Origin of the sequence: Metabacillus halosaccharovorans (assembly GCF_002019635.1) — a bacterium.
GTDB lineage: Bacteria > Bacillota > Bacilli > Bacillales > Bacillaceae > Metabacillus > Metabacillus halosaccharovorans.
The window spans coordinates 1,349,434-1,375,784 of record NZ_KV917371.1 but is presented as its reverse complement, the minus strand read 5'-3'; the positions used below and the strand labels follow the sequence as shown (position 1 = coordinate 1,375,784).

The window sequence follows — 26,351 nt, the reverse complement described above, 5'->3', positions numbered from 1 at the left end:
AGCTAGATTAAAGAGTAAGCATAGAAAGCAATTCCATACCTACTCTCTTCACTAGATACTCCTCATCTTCTCCTCACGATAAGCATATGGAGAGATACCATAGTAATTTTTGAATGATCTTGAAAATGAATATACATCTGAATAGTAAAGGGATAAAGCAATTTCTGTCATACTATTTGTATGTTCTTCTAACAATTGTGCTGCTTTTTCCATTACTTTTCGTTGGATATAGTTGGTTGGACTTATCCCTATCTTTTTTGTGAAAACATTTGAAAAATGAGTTCGATTAATACCCACGTATTTAGCTACATCATTGACAGAGATTCCTTCACTATAATACATATCAATAAAATCCTTGCCGCTTTTGATCCAATCTTTCCTAATCATAGGTTTCGATTTATTTTTCTTGCTTGTTTCTTCATACAGATGATCAAATAGCTCATAGATAAGGCTGAGTTTTTTTAATTTACTCTTCCCGAAGAATATTTATAAAGGTAATCGGGTAATGAAGGAAGGATAACTCGAATAAATTCTTTATTATGTGCCAATCTCAGTATTTCCTACTTTACATATAGGAATTACGGTGATAATATCTCTATTGTTATATTAAAAAAAGGAAGTGGAGAAATGTATATATTCGTTATTCTTAATATTATTATTATGTTATTACTTATTTTTGGTTTATATACTATGCAGAAAAAGCATATTTCTTTTTCAAAAAGAGTATTTACAGGACTTGGGTTAGGTGTCCTGTTTGGATTGGGATTACAGTTTGCCTATGGAATGGAATCAGAAGCTGTTTCAACATCAATTGATTGGTTCAATATAGTTGGAAGCGGGTATGTTAGCTTCTTAAAAATGATTGTCATGCCTTTGGTTTTCATATCTATTCTTTCTGCTTTTACAAAATTAAAGATGGAAAACAATCTTGGAAAAGTTAGCGGATGGATCTTGGGAACATTAGTTGGTACAACAGCTATTGCTGCTGCTGTAGGAATTGCTTCAGCCATACTCTTCAATTTGGAAGCTGTACAAATTGATCAAGGAGAAGCAGAACTAGGCAGAGCAGCTCAATTAGAGGAACAAGTTGTTTCTGTTCAAGATATGACGATACCTCAACAAATTGTTTCATTAATTCCTACTAATCCATTCTTGGATTTAACAGGAGCAAATCCAACATCAACTATTTCTGTCGTTATTTTTGCCGCTATTCTCGGTATTGCCTTTTTAGGAATTAGACGTAAGGAACCGGTATATGCTGAAAAATTTGCAGATATTGTAGAGACTTTTTATAAATTGATTATGCGGGTTGTTACCTTAATTTTAAGACTGACTCCATATGGTGTATTGGCATTAATGACAAAAGTAACAGCAACAAGTGATTATCAAGCAATCTGGAAGCTGGGTAAATTTGTTTTGGCATCTTATGCGGCCTTAATTGTTATGTTTATTATTCACTTACTTATTTTAGCAATAGCTGGTTTAAATCCAGTGACTTATGTGAAGAAGGCATTTCCAGTACTTGCTTTTGCATTCACTTCAAGAACAAGTGCCGGAGCATTACCTTTAAATATTAAAGCACAAACGAAGGACATGGGAGTACCTGAGGGTATAGCCAATTTTGCGGGATCTTTTGGGTTATCAATTGGGCAAAATGGTTGTGCGGGTATTTACCCGGCCATGTTAGCCGTTATGATTGCCCCTACGGTAGGAATAGATCCATTAACACCATCATTCCTATTGACACTAGTTGCCGTTGTAGCAATTAGCTCATTTGGTGTTGCTGGAGTAGGTGGCGGGGCTACATTTGCTGCTTTGCTTGTCCTTTCAGCATTGAATTTACCGGTTGGTTTAGCTGGTCTTCTCATATCTGTTGAACCGCTTATTGATATGGGACGTACAGCACTAAATGTTAGCGGAAGTATGACAGCTGGTGTTATTACGAGTAAGGCAACAAAAGATTTGGATACCAGTGTCTACAATAGTTCTTCTCAATCGGCATAATGATAAAAGGAAACTTCCCAATTAAGTAGGTTTGGGAAGTTTTTTTTGCTTCTTAAGGAAAATATGTAGTAGAACGAGTGGCCAGCATATGCTACCTTTACTTATGGACGTCCTTATATGGACAGATTGTTATAATGAATAAAAAACGTGCTGAGTAAAGAGGAGGCCATTTTTATGAAATTTGAAAAAGTTCGCTGGGGCATGATTGGATGCGGGAATGTAACGGAAGTAAAAAGTGGACCGGCATTCCAAAAAATAAAAAATTCCGAATTGGTAGCTGTTATGCGAAGAACTGGTGAACTGGCTGAGGACTATGCAAAAAGACACCATGTTCCCAAATGGTACGATGATGCTGACGCACTAATCAATGATCCGAATGTTGACGCAGTTTATATTGCAACACCACCGGGTTCTCATAAGGAGTATACCCTGAAAGCTGCAAAGGCAGGTAAACCTGTATATGTAGAAAAGCCGATGGCACTCAATTGGGCTGAATGCAATGACATGATTGTTGCCTGTAAATCAGCGCGTGTACCTTTATATGTTGCTTACTACCGTAGGGCACAGTCCCGATTTATTAAAATAAAGGAGTTGTTGGAAAGTAAAATAATTGGAGACATTCGTTTTGTATCAACGACACAGTATCAAAAGGCAAGGGAAGATGTGATGACCCCGGAAAATCTCCCGTGGAGGGTTCAGCCTGAGTTGTCCGGAGGGGGACTGTTTTTTGATTTAGCCAGCCATACACTGGATATTTTAGATTTTTTACTTGGTCCTATAGAGGAGGCAAATGGTATTGCTTCTAATCAAGCTGGCTTATATCGAGCGGAAGACATCGTGACAGGAACCTATCAATTTGAGTCAGGGATCCATGGGATTGGAAGCTGGTGTTTTTCAGCTTTTGAAAATGTGGATGTGAATGAAATCATTGGCAGTAAAGGTAAGATTGCCTTTTCCACTTTTGGCGATGATCCAGTTGTTTTAACTACCGCTGATGGAAAAAAAGAATGGAGTTTTGAGCGCCCTCAACATGTCCACCAACCTCTTCTTGAAACAATTGTTGATGAATTAACTGGGGGGAATAGACGGTGTCCAAGTACCGGTGTAACTGGTGCGAGAACAAACTGGGTTATGGGTGAATTAGTTAAAGGTCAAACATATAACAACAAATAATTTTTAACAAGGCATTTTATATATGCTACATTTAGTGTAAACATTGTTATCCAAAAGAGGTATCATATCGTGAATTCTCAACTGACAGCTTATATTACACTTATTTGCACATCAGGCGTACTGAATTTGTATTTATGCTCATCGGTTTTTTTAAGACGCCATCAATATTCAAATATTGCTCGTGTTTTTATTTTATATATGATTACGATTACCATTTATTGCTTTGCTTCTGCATTTAGTTTAATAGCAACAAATCTTGAGCAAATAAAGTTTTGGACAATTATTTTATATATTGGAATGCCGTTTTCACCACTACTGGGATTGCTGTTTATTATGAAATATTTAGGAATAAAAACAACGCCTAGTAGGATTATGATCCTTTTTACTATACCGGTTATTAGCCTTATTATGGTAGCTACAAATGATATCCATCATCTCCATTATAGAGTGTATGAGGTTGATCCAATCTTAGGTGCTCCTTTTATTCATCAGGAGATAGGAATATGGTATGTTGTGCATGGTATTTTACATTTTCCTGTATGTTTGTTGCGTTTTTGCTGCTTATTTTCCAATGGAAAGAAACGGCCAAGATATATCGCCCGCAATTAACTGCGTTAATGTTCGGACAATTAGTACCGATGCTGACCGCTTTTATCTATTTAATTGGATTAACACCTCCAGGAGTCGATCCAGTACCAATGGTTTTATGGCTATCCTCTCTTTTATATTTGTGGTCGATTAATACCTCACGTTTGTTTACTCTTACACCTATTGCCAAGACTACTATTTTTAATAGTATCAATGATGGAGTGATTGTGTTGGATGAATTCTATCGATTAATCGAATTTAACCAATCATGTAAAAGTATGTTTCCTAACATCAATACATCCATGCTTGGAACGGGGTTTGAAAAGGTTTGGCTTCAATTATCAGGAAGCCCATTTCCTACTAAAATAGAAAGAACTTCTACCTTTACAAAGGAAATACACCTAGCTTCTGATCGAATATATCAGGTGCGAAGTTCCTCATTACAGCATGCAAAGTATGAAAAGGGTTTATTAATTATTTTTACTGATATAACAGAACTTAAAAGATTACAAGTTAAATTAGAGCAATTAGCTTATTATGATGAGCTTACCCAAATTTACAACCGCCGGGCATTTTTTCAAAAAAGTGAGCAGGAATTTGCTGAAGCAAAGAAGAGATCAATTCCGTTTACAATGATATTGATTGATATTGATTATTTTAAAAAAGTGAACGATACGTATGGACATCATATTGGTGATCAATTGTTAAAGCATGTCGTAAAAGCCTGCCAAACTCAGTTAAACGAGGGTGAGTTATTTGCTCGTTATGGCGGAGAAGAATTTGTTCTTGCCTTAAAAGGCTGTACAGCAATAGAGGGAGAAGAGATAGCGAATAAGTTACGTAGATATGTAGAAACACAGCCTCTACGAAGCGATAAGGGCGATATATATGTTACGTTAAGCCTGGGTGTAGCCGAAGCATCAGAAGAGAGAGATGAAACACTATATCAGCTTTTGAATCATTCTGATAATGCATTATACAGAGCAAAAGGCGAAGGACGTAATCAAGTGAATGTCTTCAACGGTGAAAAGGGAGAAATGATAAAAGCACCTTAACGAACTGAATTAAGGTGCTTATTATTAATACAACTATTCTAACTTGAGGCGTTTGCGGGCTGATTCATGCTTAGTTGCAACTGGAATATGCTTTAACGCTTTACCTAACCCATAATAGGGCATATTTCCATAGAAAGATTCATAATTTCCCTTTTTTACCTGATAGGTTTCGTGGTAAATTCCGACTGCACGATTCGCTCCAACCTTTTGATTAAAATTCTTCCATGCAGTTAAGTGTTTTTCAAAATTAGCATAAGCAAGCAGATCATCTAATGAACGCCAGTATTGAATCATGACGGTCGTTCTTAACCCAAAATAGCTTTCCATAGATAAAAAGCCAAGGTCCTCTTTGTTTGTATAAAGTTCCTTAATCATTCCAGGCATAGCTTGAAAGACTGGGAACCACTTGTGTACTGCGAGTCGATTATTCACCCTCATTCCAATAATAAAAACAACAATATCCTCTTCATTTTCAGTCGTAAAACGCCCGGTAAAAAGCTGTTTGGCCACTTTTAATCCTCCTTAATTGAAACATACTTTTGAAGAGTACACTCACACCATTCCATTGCAGCTTTCGTTATTCTTTTTCCATAATCTAAAGTGAATAACCAATACAAAGAATTTTTATCGTGATGTTGATGCTGTAAAATAGCTTGCTCAATTGATTCATAGGTTTGGTACCGGTGATGTAATCCTTGTTTGTAATTTTGAAGGAGAGAGATCGTTTGTTCATGTGATTGATAGTGTCCAAAAAACAGCTTTAATAAAAGTTCATTTCTTTCAACAGGTAGCTGATTGATTGGTTCCTCTAACCATTTTTTTAATGTTTCTACTCCTTTTGTAGTCAGTTTGTATTCATTTCGGTCTGGCTTACCTGCAGTAGAAGATGATTGAACTTCAGCTAATCCCTCTTGAACAATAAATTTCAGTGTTGGGTAAATTTGACCATAACTAACTTTCCAAAAGTGATTTAAGCTCTCATCAATGAATTGTTTAATGGAATAACCTGAATTGCATTCAGTTGTTAAAATTCCTAAAATTGCGTACGTTGTATTGGTATAATTTTTCACTACTTCCTCACCTATCAAAAAGATATATATCATTAAGATATATAATACTTTACATGGAAAATACTTGCAATATATTTGTGGAAGCTGGGTTTTGTTTTTTACTTAAAGGAGTTCATCCTTTTTTGGAAGCGTTAAATAGTTTATAATAATCAGATAATGGTAGAAATTTTAATCAAAAAATAGATAAAATAGTAGTATAATTATAGGTAAGACAGAAAAGGATTTTTCTAAAGGTGTTCCTTGCTTTCTGTAACTCCCAAGCAGGAGCTCCTCCTTATGTACGATCACAACGCAGTAAATTTTACAGTTGGTAGTATCAGACGAGATCAAGGCTTGGCAATAAGTCAGGTTTTCTTACAAATATAGGGGATAAGGAAGGTTATAATGGGCAGCATACAGAAAAAAACAGACGTAATCTTAATTGGTGCCGGTATGATGAGTGCGACTTTGGGGACACTTTTGAAAGAATTAATACCGGATTGGGAAATAACTGTATTCGAAAAGCTTTCTAAAGCAGGAGAGGAAAGCTCCAATGAATGGAATAATGCAGGAACGGGGCACGCAGCACTTTGTGAGCTTAATTACACGGTTGAAAAGCCGGATGGTTCTGTAGATATAAGTAAAGCAATAAACATCAATGAACAGTTTCAGGTTTCAATGCAATTTTGGTCTTATCTTGTTAAAAGCAAGCTGATTCAAAATCCAGAGGATTTTATCATGTCATTGCCACATATGAGTTTAGTCCAAGGAGAACAAAATGTATCGTTTTTAAAAAGGCGATTTGAAGCGCTATCAAAAAATCCACTTTTTCAAGGGATGGAATTTTCCGAGGATCCAAAAAAACTAATGGAATGGATACCACTAATTATGCAAGACCGTTCCACGGATGAACCTATAGCCGCAACCAAAATTGACACGGGGACGGATGTCAACTTTGGTGCATTAACACGCATGTTATTTGACCACTTAGAGAGAAAAAATGTTGAAATAAACTATAAACATACTGTTCAGGATATCAAACGAACAAGTGAAGGTTTATGGGAATTGAAAGTACAGAATCTGGATAGCGGTACTGTTGAGCATCATACTGCAAAATTTGTCTTTATCGGAGGCGGAGGAGGCAGTCTGCATTTACTGCAAAAAACTGGTATTCCTGAAGGCAAGCATATTGGAGGATTTCCGGTGAGCGGCCTATTTATGGTATGTAATAATCCTGATGTTGTCGCACAGCACCATGCAAAGGTATACGGAAAAGCTAAGGTTGGTGCGCCGCCAATGTCTGTGCCCCATCTCGACACTCGGTTTATTGACAATAAAAAGTCGCTACTATTCGGACCATTTGCAGGCTTTACACCAAAGTTCCTGAAAAATGGATCCATGTTTGACTTAATCACATCTGTTAAACCAGATAATCTTTTAACAATGTTAGCAGCAGGTGCAAAAAACATGTCATTAACAAAGTACCTGATCCAGCAAGTGATGTTATCGAAAGAGCAGCGAATGGAAGAATTACGCGAATTTATTCCCAATGCCAAAAGTGAAGATTGGAATTTAGTTGTAGCAGGACAACGTGTACAGGTAATCAAAGATACTGAAGCCGGTGGCAAAGGAACACTGCAATTTGGTACAGAAGTTGTTAGTGCATCAGACGGCTCAATTGCAGCACTGCTCGGAGCATCTCCAGGTGCCTCAACTGCCGTTCATGTCATGCTTGAAGTTCTAACAAAATGCTTCCCTGAACATATCAATGAATGGGAACCAAAAATCAAACAAATGATTCCATCATACGGCAAATCCCTATTAGAAAATCCGGCACTTCTCCACCAAATCCACACATCAACAGCTCAGACTCTTGGTCTGTCTGGAAAAGAATTGGAACACAGGGACAGGAACCTTGTCCCAGTAACAACTAGCAATATAGTGAATTAAGCAAAATGGAACAAGGGGACAGGTAACCTGTCCCAGTTTTATCTATACTTAGACGCTAATATAACAAGCAAAAAATACTTTAAACCAAAAGTCGCTTTCCAATATAAAGGTAAGCGGCTTTTGTTTCATTATTTAACCCGCACGATATTATGGATACGATAGGAATTATTGAAATTAGCTAATTATTCTATAAGGATATTAGAAATGGATAGCTGATCTTGGATTTGGTTTTTTCTTTATCAATCATAGAAAGGAGGTTTGGTCATATAGATCGAAGGGGGAAGGCTTAAAATGGGATGAATCAGGTTTCCACACTTGTTGTATGAGGATGGACTCACTTTATGGGCTACCAGATATATGAGGTATGGCAAAAAGGTGAGCAAACACTCACTTTTTGTTGACAGGACAAAATAGATTGTGTTATAAAATAAGTGAGTAATTACTCACTTATTTTATTTATGGGAGGTTAACATGAAGGAAACTATCTCAATTCAGAAGGTAAGTAAACGTTTCGGAAATAAGGTCGTATTAAATGATATTGATTTAAGTATTAAAGAAGGATCCATCTACGGTTTTATTGGTCCTTCAGGTGCAGGAAAAACGACTTTAGTAAAAATGATTGTAGGGATGGATAAACCAGATCGTGGGGCTATTCATGTTCTTAAGGAGAAAGTACCTAATTTGAGGCTGCTGCAAGAAATTGGGTATATGGCTCAATCAGATGCACTCTATGCAGAATTGACAGGTAAAGAAAATCTCACATTTTTTGCTTCCCTCTATAAGTTAAATAAAGCTGAAATAAAGGAGCGAATTGCTTACACGGCTAATTTAGTTAATCTCACAGAACATCTTTCCAAAAAAGTTTTGGCATATTCAGGTGGAATGAAACGGCGTTTATCTCTTGCTATCGCATTAATTCAAAATCCTCAAATACTTATCTTAGATGAACCAACAGTAGGAATTGATCCAGAGCTGAGGTTTAGTATTTGGAAGGAGCTTATCCGATTAAAGGAGCAAGAAGGAAAAACGATTATTATCACTACTCATGTGATGGATGAAGCGGAAAAATGTGATCACATTGCAATGATTAGGGATGGGGCGATCATTACTAGTGGTACACCACAGGAACTAAAAGAGCAATACAAGGCAAGCAATTTTGATGAAGTATTCTTAAACGCAGGGAGAAAAAAATGATGAGAATAACTGCATTAGTTAGACGAATATTTCAACAAATGCTTAGAGATAAACGAACCTTAGCGCTTTTATTTATAGCCCCTTTACTAATCTTAACTCTCATGTACTTAGTATTTAATGGAGAAAATATAGACCCGACATTAGGTGTAGAGAATGCTAGTGACCAATTAATTGAGCAGTTTGAAGAGGCAAATATTTTAGTAGAGGAATTCGAAAAAACTTCTAATATAGAAGAAATAATCGCAGAACAAGATTTAGATGGGTATTTAAAAGTAGAAGATGATAAATGGAAATTGACGTTATTAAATAGTGACCCTAATTTAGCACAAGGCTTGCAAATGAAAATAAAACAGATAACGAATAAACAGTTATTATCACAATTGATGATGAAAAGTAATATGAAGCTAGAGATGCCTTCAGAAGATCCGTTAGAAATTAAATATGTATATGGAGATAGCGAAACAGTGTTTTTTGATGTTCTTAGTCCTATTCTAATCGGCTTTTTTGTCTTCTTTTTTGTGTTTTTAATCTCCGGTATCGGATTATTAAAAGAACGAACAACAGGTACTTTAGAAAGATTAATGGCAACACCTATTAGGAGAGGGGAAATTATAACTGCTTACTTAATCGGCTTTGGAGTATTTGCTATTCTTCAAACGGTTGTAATTGTTTTTTATTCTATAAATGTATTAGACATGGTTCTGATCGGTTCAATTTGGAATGTCATTTTAATTAATTTACTCCTTGCTTTAGTTGCATTATCCTTAGGGATTCTTCTATCATCGTTTGCATCTTCAGAGTTTCAAATGGTTCAGTTTATCCCTGTAGCAGTAGTACCACAGATTTTCTTTTCAGGAATTTTACCATTGGAAGGGATGTCCAATTGGCTGCAAGCAATCGCAAAGATCATGCCATTGTATTATGCAGCAGATGCCTTGAAGGGTGTTATGTATAAGGGATTAGGATTTGCAGGTATACGTGGAGACCTCTATGCCTTGGCTGCTTTTGCCATAATCTTTATCATATTGAATTTATTTGCTCTGAAAAAGTACCGTAAGCTATAATAGTGGGTAATGAAGGGGCGTGTGGTAAGTGTCTGAAAGTAAGTTGTTGGATGCATTAATTGCTCAAGCAAAATTATCGAAGAAGCAAACGGAAAAACAACAGAAAATTGTCGAAGCAGCCATCACAATTTTTGCTGAAAAAGGTTATGCCAATACATCTACTAGTGAAATTGCCAAAGCTGCTGGAGTCGCAGAAGGAACTATTTTTAGACATTATGGAACGAAAGATAATTTATTACTTTCTGTTATTCTTCCTTTTTTTAAAGAATCCTTTCCGATCATGGCAGAGGAAGTGTTTAACGAAATTATGTCTTCAAATGTTCATACATTTGAGGAATTTCTTAAAGCCTTTCTAAAAAACAGAATCAATTTCTTTTTCGAAAACAAAGAGATTGCTAAGGTTGTTATAAAGGAAATTTTATATAATGAAGAACTAAAAAGCAATTTATTGCCCATTTTATCAGAGAACTTTATCATACGTGTAAATAAAGCTTTGGATATATTTAAAGAACGTGGTGAGTTTGTAGATATACCGACAGACCGTATCGTAAAAATGGTGTTAACATTTATTGCGGGGTTTTTAGCCTCCCGCTTAGTATTATTAAATGATTATTCTATTACTGAAGAAGAAATTGAAGATGCAGTTCGTTTTGTGATGGATGGTATTAGAAATAAAGAACAGTAATAAAGCCGCTTTACATCATAATGTAAGAGCGGCTTTCAATTTAACGAGCTTAGTTTCTAATAAGGTAATCAAAAGCACCTAATGCTGCGGTAGCTCCAGATCCCATTGAAATAATAATTTGGTTATATGCACTGTCCGTACAGTCACCTGCAGCAAATAAACCAGGTACAGTTGTAGCACCATGTTTATCGACAATGATTTCACCCATACGGTTACGTTCCACAATACCTTCTAACCAATCAGTGTTTGGAACAAGGCCGATTTGAACAAAGACACCTTGTAGTTCAACATGTCCTTCTTCACCTGTTTCACGGTCAATGTACGTAATACCATTCACACTGTCTGTTCCTGTAATTTCTTTTGTTTGCACATTCTTTAGAACAGTTACATTTGGAAGGCTGTATAAACGTTTTTGTAGGACATCATCAGCTTTTAGTTCTGGCATGAATTCAAGAACAGTAACATGTTTTACAATTCCTGCAAGGTCAATTGCTGCCTCAATACCTGAGTTTCCGCCACCAATAACGGCAACATCTCTACCTTCAAATAAGGGACCATCACAGTGAGGGCAGTAAGCAACACCTTTGTTTTTGAATTCCTGTTCACCAGGTACACCAACATTACGCCAGCGAGCACCTGTAGAAACAATCACACTTTTACTTTTTAGCACAGCGCCGTTTTCAAGCTCAAGTTCAAAAAGATCTTTCTTTTCAATCCCTTTAGCACGTTGTAAATTCATGACATCGATGCCGTATTCCTTAACATGCTCTTCAAGACTTGCTACAAGCTTAGGGCCTTCAGTGCTTTTTACGCTAATGAAGTTCTCAATGCTCATTGTGTCTAGAACTTGACCGCCAAAGCGTTCAGCAACGATACCTGTACGGATCCCTTTACGTGCTGCGTAAATAGCTGCACTTGAACCAGCAGGACCACCACCAACAACTAAAACATCATAAGGCTCTTTGTTCTCGAACTCTGATGCATCAGGTGCGGTACCGATTTTAGCAAGGATTTCTTCGAGTGTCATACGGCCGCCACCTAAAAATTCTGCATTTAAGTAAACAGCAGGCACAGACATAACATTTTTGTATTCAACTTCCTCTTTAAAGGCAGCTCCATCAATCATCGTATGTGTGATATTAGGGTTTAACACACTCATAATATTAAGAGCCTGTACAACATCAGGACAGTTGTGACAGCTTAAACTTACATATGTTTCAAAGTGATGTTCACCACTAATACCTTTAATTTGATCAATTACACTGTGATCAATCTTTGGTGGTCTTCCACTAACTTGCAAGAGAGCTAAAACTAATGAAGTAAATTCATGACCAAGAGGAATACCGGCAAAAGTAACACCTGTATCTTCACCAACACGATTTACACTAAAGCTTGGTGTTCTGGTTAATTCTGCTTTCTCAACAGCAATTTTTGAAGACATGGAAGCTAGCTCATTCACCAGCTCCAACATGTCAGTTGAGATTTTATCACTACCAGCACTAACTTTTAGAACAATATCGCCTTCTAATAGCTGAAGATATTGTTCTAACTGTGCTTTAATTTCTGCATCAAGTACCATTTATGACTCTCCTTACAGCTTTCCAACAAGATCAAGGCTTGGCTTAAGTGTTTCAGAACCTTCTTCCCATTTAGCTGGGCAAACTTCACCTGGATTGTTGCGAACATATTGAGCCGCTTTAACTTTGTTAATAAGCGTGCTTGCATCACGACCGATGCCTCCAGCGTTAATTTCAACAGTTTGGATAACTCCGTCTGGATCAATAATGAAAGTACCACGGTCAGCAAGACCTTCTTCTTCATTTAACACTTCAAAGTTACGAGAAACCACTTGAGATGGATCACCGATCATTGCATATTTGATTTTACCGATTTTTTCTGAGCTATCGTGCCAACCTTTATGTGTGAAGTGAGTATCAGTAGAAACAGAGTAAACTTCAACTCCAAGAGCTTTTAAGTTTTCATATTCGTTTTGTAAATCTTCAAGCTCAGTTGGGCATACGAAAGTGAAATCTGCTGGATAGAAGCAGAATACGCTCCATTGACCTTTTAAGCTTTCGTTTGTTACATCGATGAATTCACCATCTTTGAATGCTTTTGCTGCGAAAGGTTTTACTTCAGTACCGATTAATGACATGTTTATATTCCTCCTAAATGTGTTTGAACAACTATTAAATACTTTCAATAATTGTTCTAATTTTATATAAATTATCAAATAGAATTTGCTTTTAGTCAAGTGAAACGATTATATCTTTTTAATAAAAAATAATGTAAGTGTTTTCTTTGCTATATTGTCAAAGGTGTTATAATCAATTTGAAAATAGTAGAGGAATTTAACCTTAGTTAATTCTTGGGATTTACTTGAATTTCTAACTCTAAATGAGAAAGAAGTTTGCAATCCTTGGATTCGTGTTATCAACGAAATTTAAATGATCGATAAGGAATTACAACATCACTAGAATTCCCAAAATCAAATAACTTAAACAAGGAATGCTTCCATACTCGAGTTGAAACTTTTCCCAAAGTATTTCGTAAAATAGATAAAAGGGGAAAAATTGGAGGAATATGATGTTCTCAGAGATAAATACTAAGTTAATTGAGATAAAAGGGAATTTACGTAAAAAACAAAAGTTTGAAGCTCAAATAGAGGATTTTCAAAAAGAATATAAAGTGGTTGAGGAGAGAATTGCCCAGTTGCAAAAGATCTACAAATCAGAAGAAAAAGATGTTACTCAGCTTGAAAAAATGACTCTGAAAAATCTATTTGCTCTATTATCCGGAACAAAGGATGAAAAACTTTCAAAGGAAAAGCAGGAACTCATTGCTGCTAAGCATAAACTGGAAGAAGCAAGCAAAACAAAATCTGAAATAAATAAGGCTATTCTTGATCTGAAAAATAAATTACATACGTTAAACAACGTAGAATCTAGCTACAAGCAACTTCTTTCTGAGAAAGAGAAAATGATTAAAGCAAGTCATTCCCCTCATGCAGATAAAATGTTTGAATTGAGTGAACAAGAGGGGATTCTTAAAGCCTATATACAAGAGTTAGAAGAAGCTATTGTTGCTGGAACACGCGTAAAACATGATCTTTTGGAAGCTCAAACATCTCTAGAAAAAGCAAGTAACTGGGGAACATTTGATATGTTCGGCGGTGGTTCAATCTCCAGTTTTGTAAAACACCAACACTTGGATGAAGCTGAAGCCAGCATCCATAAAGCTCAAACAAGTATGCGATATTTTCAAAAAGAACTATTAGACATAAAAGAAGAAGCGCATCTCGAAATTGATATCTCAGGCATGCTTAAATTTGCCGATTTCTTTTTTGATGGCTTCTATGTAGATATGATGGTTCAAGGAAAGATTAACGACTCTTTAGAACAAACAAAAAGCCAACTCACAAAGGTTAGTGAAATTTTATCGAATTTATCGGAACAGTTTGAGGCGAGAAAAGGAGAGGTAGAAACCATTGGTCACGAAAGAAAGGAGTTAATTGAGAGTTTGTAGGGATGCGGGATTCAATAATCTTTGGAACAGAAGTTTAAGGAACAGCAATCTTGTATGGATAAGATTGCTGTTTTTGTTTTGTGAAGGAGTTTTTTATTGAGTGTTGAAAGATAGGGTGAAATGAAAGAAAGAGGCTTGAAAAAAGTCATTTTTTTCTTAAATTTCGTTCCACGTGAAACATTTTAGTTAGCACAGGATTTCCCGAACTCAAAAAAGGGTATATAGAGAGAAAAACTAAATGAGGGAATCAAATGAATATGAAGAAAAAATGGATAATTAGCGTCATTATAATCATAGTTTTATCAGTAATCATGTTTTATCACAGAGTTAAGCCTCTTCCACCCGGACTTTCCTATCAAAGTAAGGTCCATACAATATCAGATCAAGATATTGATTTTTTATATGATCTCACGTATCAAAAAGAGGGGGAAGAAGTGTATGATCGCTCTATTTTTGACGAGGTATTTAAAACAATTCAGGAGGCGGAGAATTTTCTAATACTCGATCTTTTCTTAGTTAATGGGTATACAGATGGTAAACGTTTGTACCCAAAGCTTAGTGAAAGATTAATGAAATCAATTGAAAAACAAAAAGAGAAGTACCCTAATTTAAAAGTAGTTTTTATTACCGATCAAATTAATACTACATATGGATCTCATGAGGCCAAGCAAATCGATCCACTGGAGGATCTTGGTGTGGAAGTTGTTTATACGAACTTGGACCGATTACGGGATCCTAATCTTTTATATTCTGGACTTTGGAGAGCGACAGTAAAGTGGTTTGGACAGGATGACAACGGTTGGCTCCCAAATCCAATGGAAAAGTCTGCGCCAGAAGTAACAGCACGTTCTTATTTAAAATTATTGAATATCAAAGCAAATCACAGAAAAGTAGTCATTACAGAAGATTCCGGATTGGTTTTATCTGCGAATCCACATGATGCGAGCGGGTTTCATTCCAATATAGGATTTAAAGTAAAAGGAGCAATCCTAAAAGATATGGTGAGAGCTGAAAAAGCAATAGTTGCATTTTCAGGCGGAAACTTAAACGTATTTCCTTCAAAGGTTGAATTAGATGAGAAAATTAAACCTTCTTCATTAGAAAAAGGATTATCATTGCATGCTCAGATTCTTACAGAAAGAAAGGTTCAAACACATGTTGTAAATGCTCTGAATAAGGCTAATAAAGAAGATAAGGTTTGGATCGGTATGTTTTATTTGGCTGATAGGGATATCATTCATGGTATAGAGGATGCTGCAAAAAGGGGAGTTACAATTAACATTGTATTAGATCCAAATCAAAATGCTTTTGGACAAGAAAAAATCGGTTTGCCGAATCTACCCATTGCAGCAGAACTTCAAAATCTAGACTATGAAAATATTACAATTCGCTGGTATGCTACAAACAAAGAGCAATATCATTCAAAACTGATTTATATAAAGGGTCAACAGGAGTCCGTTGTCATAGGAGGCTCGAGCAATTTTACTTCGCGAAATCTCGATGACTATAATGTAGAAGAAGGGATCAAAATAATAGCACCAACAGAAAGTAAGTTTGTAGAGTCAGTTGATCACTATTTCAATCGAATTTGGAGCAATGAAGACGGCACTTACACAGTAGATTATGAAGAATATCAGGATCAGTTACCAGTATTTAAATACATCATGTATATGATTCAAAAAGTATTCCAGATGACTACTTATTAAGTTACTAGCGGTAACAGAGAGCCTTTATTAATTTGTAGCAGGAACAAGTTGTGGGGCAGGAATGTAGTAGGCAATGATTATTCCATGAACCTGCTAATGGAAATTGTTGAACAGGCCTGCCTATATACGGTTTAATAGAGTTATATCTAGCAAAATTAATACATAATATATTTTATTGTGCATTTGCAGATGGTCTTTTCTTTCACAATGTAACAATTAACATATAAAAAACAGCATTGGGGAGGAATCAGCATGGATGTTTCAGTAAGCGCTTTAGGAGCAATAAGTGCCTTGATCATTGCGATTGTGTTAATTCTAAAAAAAGTGCCACCTGCTTATGGAATGGTTGCCGGAGCCTTGATCGGAGGGTTGATAGGTGGCGTTGATATTACGAATACAGTGAATTTAATGATAGCGGGTGCAAAAGATATTATTCCGGCAGTATTGAGAATAATGGCTGCGGGTGTCCTGGCAGGTGTTTTAATTGAATCTGGTGCAGCTTCATCAATAGCAGAAAAAATTGTCAAAAAGTTTGGAGAATCACAAGCGCTCTTAGCGTTGGCTGTAGCAACAATGATTTTGACAACTGTCGGTGTTTTTGTAGATGTAGCTGTTATTACTGTTGCACCGATTGCGTTAGCTATTGCTAAGCGGGTACATCTTTCTAAGACTGCTATTTTACTAGCGATGATTGGTGGAGGAAAAGCAGGAAATATCATGTCACCAAACCCAAATGCAATTGCAGCATCTGATGCCTTTAATGTACCGCTGACATCGATTATGTCGGCAGGAATCATTCCGGCTATTTTTGGTATTGCAGTAACGTATTATTTAGCAAAAAAGGTAGCAAAAAAAGGCTCTGTTGTCATGGACCTAGATGTTGAAGTCTCAGGTATGGAAAAAAAGCCTTTATTTATGACAGCTATGATTGGACCACTCGTTACAATTATTTTACTGGTGTTAAGACCATTATTTGATATTAATATTGACCCGATGGTTGCCCTGCCTATAGGAGGAATTATTGGCGCAATTGCGATGAATAAGACCAGGGAACTTAATGATTATGCCGTTTCAGGATTAAGTAAAATGTCTGGTGTTGCAATTATGCTATTAGGAACTGGAACATTGGCTGGGATCATCGCTAATTCTGAATTGAAGAATGTTATGATCAATGGATTAAGCTCATCTGGCTTGCCGGCCTATTTATTGGCACCTGTATCCGGAATTTTCATGTCTGCGGCAACAGCTTCAACCACAGCGGGTACAGCTGTAGCAAGCGGTGTTTTCAGTAGTACTATTTTAGGTGTGGGAATTTCAGCATTAGCGGGGGCTGCCATGATTCATGCAGGCGCAACAGTGCTTGATCACTTGCCGCACGGAAGTTTCTTTCATGCAACAGCAGGAAGTGTCAACATGGAAATTAAAGAGCGCTTAAAGCTAATGCCATATGAATTTTTGGTTGGTTTCACGCTTGCGGTCATTTCCACCCTCATATTCGGAGTGTTTAAACTTTTTGGTTAACGATAATTAAAAAAACGTTTTTAGAAAGGAGATTTAAAAGATGAAAATAGTCATTGCCCCTGATTCTTTTAAAGAAAGCTTATCTGCTATGGAGGCAGCTCTTGCAATAGAGCGAGGCTTCAAAATGATTTTTCCAAATGCTGATTATCATAAAATGCCAATGGCGGATGGTGGAGAAGGTACAGTTCAATCTTTAGTCGATGCAACTAACGGTTCAATTAAAGAAAGAATTGTGACGGGTCCACTTGGAAATCCGGTTAAAGCTTTCTTTGGTTTGATGGGTGATGGAAAAACGGCGGTTATTGAAATGGCTGCTGCATCCGGTTTGCATTTGGTTCCTGTTGAACAACGAAACCCATTAGTAACGACGACAAGAGGTACAGGAGAGTTAATTCTATCCGCCCTTGATTTAGGTGTAGAGCATATGATTATTGGGGTTGGTGGAAGCGCCACAAATGATGGAGGAGCAGGGATGGTCCAAGCGTTAGGTGGGAGATTACTAGATTCAGATGGAAATGATATGAAGGCAGGCGGTGGTAAGCTTTCGGAAATTTCATCTATCGACTTGACAGGACTGGATCAAAGATTAACGAAAGTCAAAATTGAAGTAGCCTGTGATGTGGATAATCCATTAACAGGGCCAAGAGGTGCATCAGCAATATTTGGTCCCCAAAAAGGAGCAACACCTGAGATGGTCCAATTGCTTGATCAGAATATGACGCACTTTGCCGATGTTGTTGAGGCATTACTTGGAAGATCATTTCGAAATATAGAAGGGGCAGGTGCTGCTGGAGGTTTAGGAGGAAGTCTAGTAGCTTTTTTGAATGCTGAACTAAAAAGAGGGATTCAAATTGTTCTTAATGCAGTGAATTTTGATGAAGTAGTAAAAGACGCGAATCTCGTTATAACAGGTGAGGGGAGAATTGATTCTCAAACTATTTTTGGAAAAACTCCTATCGGTGTTGCAAAGGCAGCTAAAAAATATGGTGTGCCTGTGATTGGTATAGCAGGCTCTCTATCGAAAGATTGTGATGTTGTATACGAACATGGTATTGATGCTCTTTTTAGTATTGTGCCAGGTGTTACAACACTTCCAGATGCCTTTGAACATGCTGCTGATTACATGGAATTGACAGCAAGAAACATTGCTGCGACTATGAAGGTTGCGAAATAAATGAATGGAAGGACCCGAAGGACTCCTTCGGGCAATGTGTGAAGAGTTAATAGCTTTATTTCGAATGGCCATGATACCAAGTGTAAAATGTACCAGCCTCTTCTTTGGAAAGACCATATAGTCTACTTTCATGCATTGGTTTGGCTCTATTAAGAAAAACTAGTGTAGCAACATTAAATTTCCGCTGTAACCAGGAGTGTTTAATCGTGATTTGCTGAATTCGTTCGTGATGTGTAACAAATGTTTCATTCACAAATCCGCCTTTTCTTATTTGAACTGTTTTTCCATGGCGAATATAGCTTGTGAACCAATAATCAAGGATTCTTGAAGTAACAGAGAGGACAAATACAATGGCTGCTACCCATAGCCATTCTCTTTTGAAAATGGCCAATCCAATGATTGATAAAATTGTTAAATAATATGGTTGAAAAAGCTTGAGCCACAGAACTTTAATCGGAAATCTCTCCATACGCTCTTCAATGATATATTGAGGCAGCATGGATTGCAGGATTTGATAAGCCTGTTTTTTAGGCATAAAAGGATATAAAGAACTTGTATCCTGGCCATTTCCATCCTCAGATCCTCCTGCACTAATAAGCTTCACTTCTACAAGCCTAAGTAAACGTTTTAAGAGGGATTGTTCTATAACAACAGCTTGAACCCGATGTTTAAGGATTGAATAACTAACAACATTTCCCATTCCTTTTTCAATATAGATTCTATCCTTATCATCACTAACTACAAAGTTACCGTATTTAGTAAAGGTTTTAAACAACCCAAATAAGACAGATAGAATCATAGCTATTATCAGTATAATAATAAGCATCCACCAATGAATGAGTAAATAATCGAACGCACTTTTGGCTGAATCTTCAATGTGAAAAAGCTCTGCTAAATTAAAATACAGGGCACTTAATAAAGGGAAAAAGGCCAAAAAGCTAAGCGATGTAAAAGAAGCCTTTATTAAGTCTTTTTTATTCGATTGAAAATGAATGGTTCGTTCAATAACTGGTTGTAGTGTTTCACTATTTTGTTGATCCTGTGATTGTTCTAAAAGAAGGAGAATATGACGTTTCTCGTTAGCTGTAATAACGGGAAAAGTAAAGTTTGCATGTTCTCCGCTTGTACCTGTTTCAAGGGTTAGTGACGTAAGTCCGAACCAACGATGGATAAATGTTGTATTTGATTTATGATTATGGATGCTGCTAAATGGCAAGGTTCGTTGTGATTTTATAAATACCCCTTTTCTTTCTATGACTGAATTCTGAGTAACCTCATATTGACAGAACATCCACTGTAAAATGGTCCAAATAAGAGTGAAAATACAAACAATGATAAATATGTACCTGCCCCATACAACCCACGTAGCTGTAGATGTTGCTTTAAATATAAATAAGATAAGAACAATTCCTACTGAACCTTTTATAAATGAAATAAGGTCTACCGCTATCATCGCAGGATGGTAACGTTTAGTTGTTGGTTGCATGTTCTTTTTCTCCTTCACCATTCTCTGGCTCTTTTATTTTTGCAAAAGTAGCAATTTGTGCCTTTAATAGATTTGCCTCTTCTGCGGGAATGGCAGGGATAACATGATTAGAAGTTGTTGTACCAACCTCGATGTTGTATAGCTTATGTCGACGCATAATTGGACCTTGTTCTGTGCGCACATATTCTACTTTTTCCATAGGAATTAATATATGTTGCTGGTTCCATCTTCCATGTTTTAGCTGAATAAACTCTTGATCAATTTCATAACGCCAGGTTCGTTGTAGATAGACAGGTTCAATCAAAATGGAATAAATACCTGATAAAATAGCAAGCCCGCCTAAACAATAAAGAACAATACTAACCCAGTTATACCAATCAAATCGCTCAGAGCAAATGTATAGAATGGCGATGATAACTAGTGCAATGATATGACCGATTGTATTAGACATTCTCCACACCTTGACAGCTTCAGGAGAGATCTCTCTTTTCGGCTCATTAATATTGATATACAATGATCTTCACCTCCATAACATATACGAGATATACAGGAAAATAGTTTCATAATTATTGGGATATATGTGTAAAACAGGTTATTCTATATGCTGTAAGGATAATAATGTAAATATAAAAGTGATTTACACTAGGAGGTATGTGTAATGAGTATGACACTTGGTAATAAGGTTGTTTTAGTAGGAACCGGGGCAGTTGGATCAAGCTATGCCTATGCGCTGATGAATCAAGGGGTTAGTGATGAAATTGTTCTTGTTGATTTAAATGAAAATAAGGCAAAAGGTGATGTGATGGACCTGGATCATGGGATTGTCTATGCACCTAATGCAATGAATATAAAATTTGGTTCTTACGAGGAGTGTAAAGATGCTGCACTTGTGGTCATTTGTGCAGGAGCAGCACAAAAACCGGGTGAAACACGATTAGATTTAGTAAGTAAAAATGTAAACATCTATGATTCAATCGTGAAGCAAATTATGTCATCCGGATTTAATGGCATATTCCTTGTTGCAACAAACCCGGTAGATATTCTTGCATATGCAACATGGAAGTTTTCGGGATTGCCAAAAGAGAGAGTAATCGGCTCAGGGACGATTCTGGACTCAGCGAGATTCCGCTATTTATTGGGAGAAGAATTTGATACAGCTCCAACTAGTGTACATGGATATATTATTGGCGAACACGGAGATTCTCAATTGCCGGTATGGAGTTCAGCAAACATTTCCGGAACACCTGTAGCACCAAAGTTATCAGAGGAGCGAAAGGGAGAAATTGCTGTACAGGTAAGGGATGCGGCTTATAAAATCATCGAATCTAAAGGTGCAACATATTATGGTATTGCAATGGGATTAGCAAGAATCACAAGAGCGATATTAAGAAATGAGAATGTAGTTTTACCTGTTGGTGCTCTCCTGGAAGGTGAAAATGGCCATAGTGATGTCTTCATTGGGATTCCGTCTGTTATAAATCGTAAAGGAATTAAAAAGGTCGTTGAATTGGAATTAACAGATGATGAAAAAGCAAAGTTTGCAAACTCTGTAAATACATTAAAAGATATTCAAGCGCAATTCTGGGCGTGAAACAAGCTAAGGCCTGTCTCTACTGAAACAGGCCTTAACATCATAGATTAACTCTTTTAATTCGTCCTTCAGAATGATAATCAAATGGTGAAGGTAAAGTTTTAACGTATTCAACAGTAGCATCCAGATCAACCGGACCTACTTCCATGTCTGTAGAAAGCTTTCCAATACTTGTGCTAATGTTTCCATACATATAGTTATTTACCACAACTGAATATTCTTTTGCTGGATCAATCTTGCTTCCATCTGGTAGGAAGATATCCACGACTTTTCCGGATTTTGTTGAATCATCATATGTGTACGTGTATGAAAAGCCGGAAATATGATAATCAAGCCCTCTTGATGTAATCTGTTCATTAAGGATAACTTCTAAATCTGCACCACTTAAGTTTACTTTATTTAAAACATTCCCAAATGGCTGAACGGCAAATAAATCACCGAATGTAACATCACCAGCTTCAAGGGGAGATCTTACACCGCCACCATTCATTAAAGCAAAATCTGATTTCATAGCAGCTTTCATTCCATCTGCAATTAGATTACCTAAAGGGAGGTCACTCATTTCATTTGTTGTTGGATAGCCCTTTTCAAGAGTTGCTGTTAATTTTCCCACAACTTCAGCTTTAATTGGCTCTACCTTTTCAGAATACTTCTTCATAATCTCAGCTACTTCTGGATCTGGGTTGAATTTGTCTTGGTAAACAGTTTTAATCTCAGCTGTCTTACTAAAAATATCACCTGTAAATGGATCAATTTCTAAGTCAACATCTGAAAAGGCAGATCCATAAGAATAAGCTTGTACAATCAATTTATTATCTACTAATCTATTAACCTTCACATGATTATGAGCGGCGAAAATCACGTCTACTTCATCATTGATTTGTTCAGCAATTCTACTTGCGTCAAAGGAATCTGTATATCCCGTTTGTGTAGCAGGATTATGGGCTAAAACCACTATTGCTTCAACACCTTGTTCTTTTAGCTCGAGTGTATATTTATTAATAGCGTCAACCTCTTCTGTAATGTGCAGTGTTTCGTTACCTTTTCTTACGATCATAGACGGAGTTTCTTGTGTAACAACACCAATAACCCCAATTTTTTGACCACCTGTTTCCAATACTGTATAAGGATCAGTAATTAAATTTCCATCACTTGTGTCGTAGGCATTTGCTGCAACAAGAGGAAAATTCATTCCGTCATAGCCTGGAGTACCGTTTGGATGATCTCCGCCATCCATCATTCTTTTTAGTTCATCAATACCTTCATCAAACTCATGGTTTCCAAAAGTTCCGGCATCAAATCCAATCTCCTCTAATACTTCAACTGTTGGCTCATCTTGAAAGAGAGCAGAAACGAGAGGGCTACCGCCAATCATATCACCTGCATGAACCATAAGAGTGTTTGGGTTTGTTGCTTCTTCTTGTTTTAATGCTGCGGCTGTGTATTCAATTCGTCCTGCTTTAGAATCACCTACATTTGTAACAGTATCTAACTGTCCATGTAAATCATTTAGGCCTAAAAGCTGAATGTTCACTCCGCGATTAAGGTTAAAGGTAAAGATTCCAAAACCATTAGCATCTGTTTTTTCAGTATATGAGAATGGACTACCTTCTGTGATATATTGCTCTGCCTTTGGCGAGGTTTTGAAGGTAACGTTCACATCACCTGATATTGGGGCAATAGACCAGTTATTATCAGCAGTTGGTGTTACTTCTTTTAGTTCTGAAATATAATCCATTAGAATTTGACGATTTTCATCGGCAGAATCAACAACTAATTCACTATTTTTTAGGCCTGGGAAGTTTCCGCCGCCACCAGCACGATAGTTATTCGTGACAACAATAAATTCTTGCTCTGGATCAATTGATTCACCATTATATTCTAAATTCACAACACGATTGGAATCAGGATGAATAAGTGTTCCATTTTTATCATAGCGAGCAGGTTTTGTGACATCAATTTGGTATTCAACACCATCAATGACATCAAAATTATAAACTGGGAATGAAGGATCTAATAACTCCTGTTCAGCTGTTTTATTAGGGTCAATTGTATTAAATTTACCTGCTGACATTTCAATCCATTCTTTTACAATAGAGCCTTTTACTTTTACTGCTTTTAACGTATTGTCGTAAAGGTATAGGTCACCAGCACTGCGAATTGTTAAATCACCTTTTTTTATTTCAGTATACTCTTCCACACCATTGCGGCCCGCCTTAAAAGGTGCACCAACTGATAGGATTGGAAGGTCTTTTAATTCTGGCTTGTTTAGTTCAATATAATTTTCTACGTACCATTTTTGAGCATTCGTCACAACTTGGATAGATGGATCATCCTGAACTAACGCAAAGTAGCTATAAATATCATCTGTCGTAGTTCCAATAGGTGTATTTACATACTCAATTGTTTTTTCATGAACATCATTTACCGCATTTACGATGTCTTGATCGGCTTCAGTTTTTTCAGCAGATCTTGTAGAAGATTGAGAGCTGGAAACGTCCCATTTACCTTTTACCTTTTGAAGGGTAAGATCGATAATTCCAAGAGAACCACCGCCATATCCTGCTTGAACCGCTGCAACTCCATTAATTGTTCCTTTTTCATTATCAACTCCGGGCAGAGGTTGTCCATTAGCATCTTTAAAGAGTGCGTCTAAGCTGGCAACATCCTTAGCAGGGAATGTTTTGTGAGTGTGTGAAAAAGTGATTGCATCAATACCAGGCACCTTACTTAAGGCATATACTGTATCCTCAGTGTTTTCTTCATTACTGCTGAAGCCTGAATGTGCTAATGCAATAATTACATCTGCTCCTTCTTCTTGCATTTGAGGAACATATTTTTCAGCACTTTCAACGATGTTTTTGGTGATTACTTTACCATCTAAGTGTGCTTTATCCCATTCGTTAATTTGTGGTGGAACAAAGCCGATATAACCAATTTTAATGACCTTTGTTTTTCCAGATGCATCTGTCACTTTTTTGTTTACGACTTTATATGGGGTATACTTATTTTTATCATTTGTAGAATCATCGTCATGATCATCTACATATACGTTTGAGTTAATAACAGGAAAGCTTGCATCATCATAGACTTCATCTAAATAGTCTAATCCATAGTTAAACTCATGATTTCCGAGTGTTGCCATGTCATAGTCCATGATGTTCATTGCTTCAATGGCTGGATGTACCTCTCCATCTTCAAGTGGGTCAATCTTTGCTTTGTATGTGCCTAATGGAGTTCCTTGAATGAGATCACCATTATCTACTAATATGGAGTTATCTACTTCTGATCGGGCTTGCTTCACTAAGCTAGCCGTTTTGGTTAATCCGACTTTAGGAGCTTGGTCATTTTTGTAATAATCAAAGCTTAGTAGATTAGTATGAATGTCTGTTGTTTCCATAATCCGGAGTTCAACTTGTGATTGAACCTTGGAGGTAGCTGGCTTTGCTGCATGAACAACATTCGCCATAAAAGGTGCTGATAACAGGCTAATTGCAAGTGTGCTAGACAAAATCTTCAGACTTTTTAGATTGCTTTGCCATTTCATTCGATCCATCCATCCTTTAATTTAATATGAGTTTCCTAAAGTCTCTCATCTTAAATATAGCAGAATAATTTTAGAATAAATTATTCTGGTAGAATAATGAATAGAAATGCCTATATTCCTTCTTTCAATCTATCAAAAACCTAGTTATGTTAGCATATACCGAAAGAGATAATAGGGTATAAATCATGTTATGAATCCATGACATTAGACTATGTACGATACAAAAAAAGCTGACTTAATGAGGATCACATAACATTAAGTCAGCCATTACTAATTTTTCATTAGACAAACTAATTAAGGGATCACTTAAGCTGTAAAATTACCGTCATAGCTTAACATAACAGCTGATTTTACTGCATCCATATCAGATATATTATTGATAAATCCTAAATCTTCGTCTTTAACACGAATTTCATATGTGACTTCATAGTCATGGCCAGGCATGACAGATTTAGATTTTACTGAATATTTTCTAGAGCTCTCAGATACAACATGTTCGATTGAATTTTCAACATTTAGGTCACTATATTTCACAATTAATAAATAAGGATTTTCAATTTTAATTTTGTTAATAAAAACGATCAGCACAGCTCCAATTAGGATAGAACCAATCACAACTAGAGGGATAAATCCTGCTCCACATAAGATACCTGAAACGATAGCCCAGAAAATATAGACGATATCCATCGGATCTTTAATCGGTGTACGGAAACGAACAATTGATAATGCACCAACCATACCGAGTGATAACAGGACATTTGAAGAAATCCCCATAATGATTAAAGCTGTTGCCATCGACATGATGATAAGAGAAATATTAAAGGTGTGTGAGTAAATAACACCTGAAAAAGTTTTCTTATATACAAAGTAGATAAACAATCCTACAAAAAAAGCTACTAATAACCCGATAAGGGAATCTACAATTGAAAAACTGCTTGTTTTTTCTAAAATACTTGATTTGAAAATATCATTAAAAGATACATTTTCCATTCTTTTTTCCTCCTAAAATTCTATTCCGTTTATTCGATTACTCATTGCC

General features: G+C 36.5%; 21 protein-coding genes and 1 pseudogene. 13 read left to right on the top strand and 9 right to left on the bottom strand.

The window, feature by feature from the left end; translation table 11 throughout:
- Positions 1-51: 51 nt before the first annotated feature.
- Positions 52-342: a helix-turn-helix domain-containing protein gene (locus BK577_RS06290; protein ID WP_169908134.1), complete on the bottom strand. Its 291-nt coding sequence runs from the start codon at positions 340-342 to the stop codon at positions 52-54.
- A gap of 285 nt (positions 343-627) precedes the next feature.
- Here BK577_RS06290 and BK577_RS06285 point away from each other — a divergent pair, with 285 nt between their 5' ends.
- From BK577_RS06285 to BK577_RS06275, 4 genes and pseudogenes are all read left to right on the top strand, one after another.
- Positions 628-2,004, top strand: coding sequence for an L-cystine transporter (locus tag BK577_RS06285; protein ID WP_078432148.1), 1,377 nt, complete (start codon positions 628-630; stop codon positions 2,002-2,004).
- 174 nt (positions 2,005-2,178) lie between these two features.
- Positions 2,179-3,177, top strand: coding sequence for a Gfo/Idh/MocA family protein (locus BK577_RS06280; RefSeq protein WP_078432147.1), 999 nt, complete (start codon positions 2,179-2,181; stop codon positions 3,175-3,177).
- Between the two features lie 69 nt (positions 3,178-3,246).
- Positions 3,247-3,887: pseudogene (locus BK577_RS26345) on the top strand (histidine kinase N-terminal 7TM domain-containing protein); the annotation flags it as partial.
- A complete protein-coding gene (locus tag BK577_RS06275) occupies positions 3,876-4,820 on the top strand; it encodes a GGDEF domain-containing protein (protein WP_425435937.1) in 945 nt (314 codons plus the stop codon). The pseudogene BK577_RS26345 and the gene BK577_RS06275, both read left to right, overlap by 12 nt.
- 33 nt (positions 4,821-4,853) lie before the next feature.
- On the opposite strand, the gene BK577_RS06270 is transcribed toward BK577_RS06275, so the two are convergent.
- Together BK577_RS06270 and BK577_RS06265 are read right to left on the bottom strand one after the other, a co-directional pair.
- Positions 4,854-5,330 (bottom strand): DUF4188 domain-containing protein, encoded by a 477-nt coding sequence (locus tag BK577_RS06270; RefSeq protein ID WP_078432146.1) that lies wholly within the window; start codon positions 5,328-5,330, stop codon positions 4,854-4,856.
- 2 nt (positions 5,331-5,332) lie between these two features.
- Complete coding sequence (locus BK577_RS06265) at positions 5,333-5,890, bottom strand: PadR family transcriptional regulator (RefSeq protein WP_139367275.1); 558 nt, start codon at positions 5,888-5,890, stop codon at positions 5,333-5,335.
- Positions 5,891-6,274: 384 nt separating this feature from the next.
- On the opposite strand from BK577_RS06265, the gene BK577_RS06260 reads away from it, so the two are divergent.
- The 4 genes from BK577_RS06260 to BK577_RS06245 all read left to right on the top strand — a co-directional run bounded on the left by BK577_RS06260 (position 6,275) and on the right by BK577_RS06245 (position 10,762).
- Positions 6,275-7,819, top strand: coding sequence for a malate:quinone oxidoreductase (locus BK577_RS06260; RefSeq protein ID WP_078432144.1), 1,545 nt, complete (start codon positions 6,275-6,277; stop codon positions 7,817-7,819).
- 471 nt (positions 7,820-8,290) lie between these two features.
- Entirely contained in the window at positions 8,291-9,013 is a 723-nt protein-coding gene (locus BK577_RS06255) for an ABC transporter ATP-binding protein (RefSeq protein WP_078432143.1), read from the top strand.
- Positions 9,013-10,077 carry an ABC transporter permease gene (locus BK577_RS06250; protein ID WP_078432142.1) on the top strand — a complete coding sequence of 355 codons (1,065 nt, stop codon included), beginning with the start codon at positions 9,013-9,015 and terminating at the stop codon, positions 10,075-10,077. The genes BK577_RS06255 and BK577_RS06250 overlap by 1 nt, the downstream gene beginning before the upstream one ends.
- A gap of 28 nt (positions 10,078-10,105) precedes the next feature.
- Positions 10,106-10,762, top strand: a complete 657-nt coding sequence (locus tag BK577_RS06245; RefSeq protein ID WP_078432141.1) for a TetR/AcrR family transcriptional regulator — start codon at positions 10,106-10,108, stop codon at positions 10,760-10,762.
- Between the two features lie 49 nt (positions 10,763-10,811).
- Here the strand turns inward: BK577_RS06245 and ahpF are convergent, their stop codons facing one another.
- Entirely contained in the window at positions 10,812-12,341 is a 1,530-nt protein-coding gene (gene ahpF / locus BK577_RS06240) for an alkyl hydroperoxide reductase subunit F (protein ID WP_078432140.1), read from the bottom strand.
- Between the two features lie 12 nt (positions 12,342-12,353).
- On the bottom strand, positions 12,354-12,917 hold the full coding sequence (gene ahpC / locus BK577_RS06235) for an alkyl hydroperoxide reductase subunit C (protein WP_026562954.1): 564 nt from the start codon (positions 12,915-12,917) through the stop codon (positions 12,354-12,356).
- A 431-nt stretch (positions 12,918-13,348) separates the two neighbouring features.
- On the opposite strand from ahpC, the gene BK577_RS06230 reads away from it, so the two are divergent.
- The 4 genes from BK577_RS06230 to BK577_RS06215 all read left to right on the top strand — a co-directional run bounded on the left by BK577_RS06230 (position 13,349) and on the right by BK577_RS06215 (position 18,688).
- Positions 13,349-14,287, top strand: a complete 939-nt coding sequence (locus tag BK577_RS06230; protein WP_078432139.1) for a hypothetical protein — start codon at positions 13,349-13,351, stop codon at positions 14,285-14,287.
- Positions 14,288-14,538: 251 nt separating this feature from the next.
- Positions 14,539-15,993: a phospholipase D family protein gene (locus BK577_RS06225; RefSeq protein ID WP_078432138.1), complete on the top strand. Its 1,455-nt coding sequence runs from the start codon at positions 14,539-14,541 to the stop codon at positions 15,991-15,993.
- A 252-nt stretch (positions 15,994-16,245) separates the two neighbouring features.
- Positions 16,246-17,514, top strand: coding sequence for a GntP family permease (locus BK577_RS06220; RefSeq protein ID WP_078432137.1), 1,269 nt, complete (start codon positions 16,246-16,248; stop codon positions 17,512-17,514).
- Positions 17,515-17,554: 40 nt separating this feature from the next.
- Positions 17,555-18,688 (top strand): glycerate kinase, encoded by a 1,134-nt coding sequence (locus tag BK577_RS06215; RefSeq protein ID WP_078432136.1) that lies wholly within the window; start codon positions 17,555-17,557, stop codon positions 18,686-18,688.
- A gap of 55 nt (positions 18,689-18,743) precedes the next feature.
- On the opposite strand, the gene BK577_RS06210 is transcribed toward BK577_RS06215, so the two are convergent.
- Complete coding sequence (locus tag BK577_RS06210; protein WP_169908131.1) at positions 18,744-20,174, bottom strand: PH domain-containing protein; 1,431 nt, start codon at positions 20,172-20,174, stop codon at positions 18,744-18,746.
- Complete coding sequence (locus BK577_RS06205) at positions 20,158-20,688, bottom strand: PH domain-containing protein (RefSeq protein ID WP_078432134.1); 531 nt, start codon at positions 20,686-20,688, stop codon at positions 20,158-20,160. The genes BK577_RS06210 and BK577_RS06205 overlap by 17 nt, the downstream gene beginning before the upstream one ends.
- A gap of 144 nt (positions 20,689-20,832) precedes the next feature.
- Here BK577_RS06205 and BK577_RS06200 point away from each other — a divergent pair, with 144 nt between their 5' ends.
- Entirely contained in the window at positions 20,833-21,765 is a 933-nt protein-coding gene (locus tag BK577_RS06200; RefSeq protein ID WP_078432133.1) for an L-lactate dehydrogenase, read from the top strand.
- A 40-nt stretch (positions 21,766-21,805) separates the two neighbouring features.
- Here the strand turns inward: BK577_RS06200 and BK577_RS06195 are convergent, their stop codons facing one another.
- Together BK577_RS06195 and BK577_RS06190 are read right to left on the bottom strand one after the other, a co-directional pair.
- Complete coding sequence (locus BK577_RS06195) at positions 21,806-25,234, bottom strand: bifunctional 2',3'-cyclic-nucleotide 2'-phosphodiesterase/3'-nucleotidase (protein ID WP_425435936.1); 3,429 nt, start codon at positions 25,232-25,234, stop codon at positions 21,806-21,808.
- Between the two features lie 384 nt (positions 25,235-25,618).
- Complete coding sequence (locus BK577_RS06190; protein ID WP_078432131.1) at positions 25,619-26,302, bottom strand: DUF4956 domain-containing protein; 684 nt, start codon at positions 26,300-26,302, stop codon at positions 25,619-25,621.
- Positions 26,303-26,351: the final 49 nt, after the last annotated feature.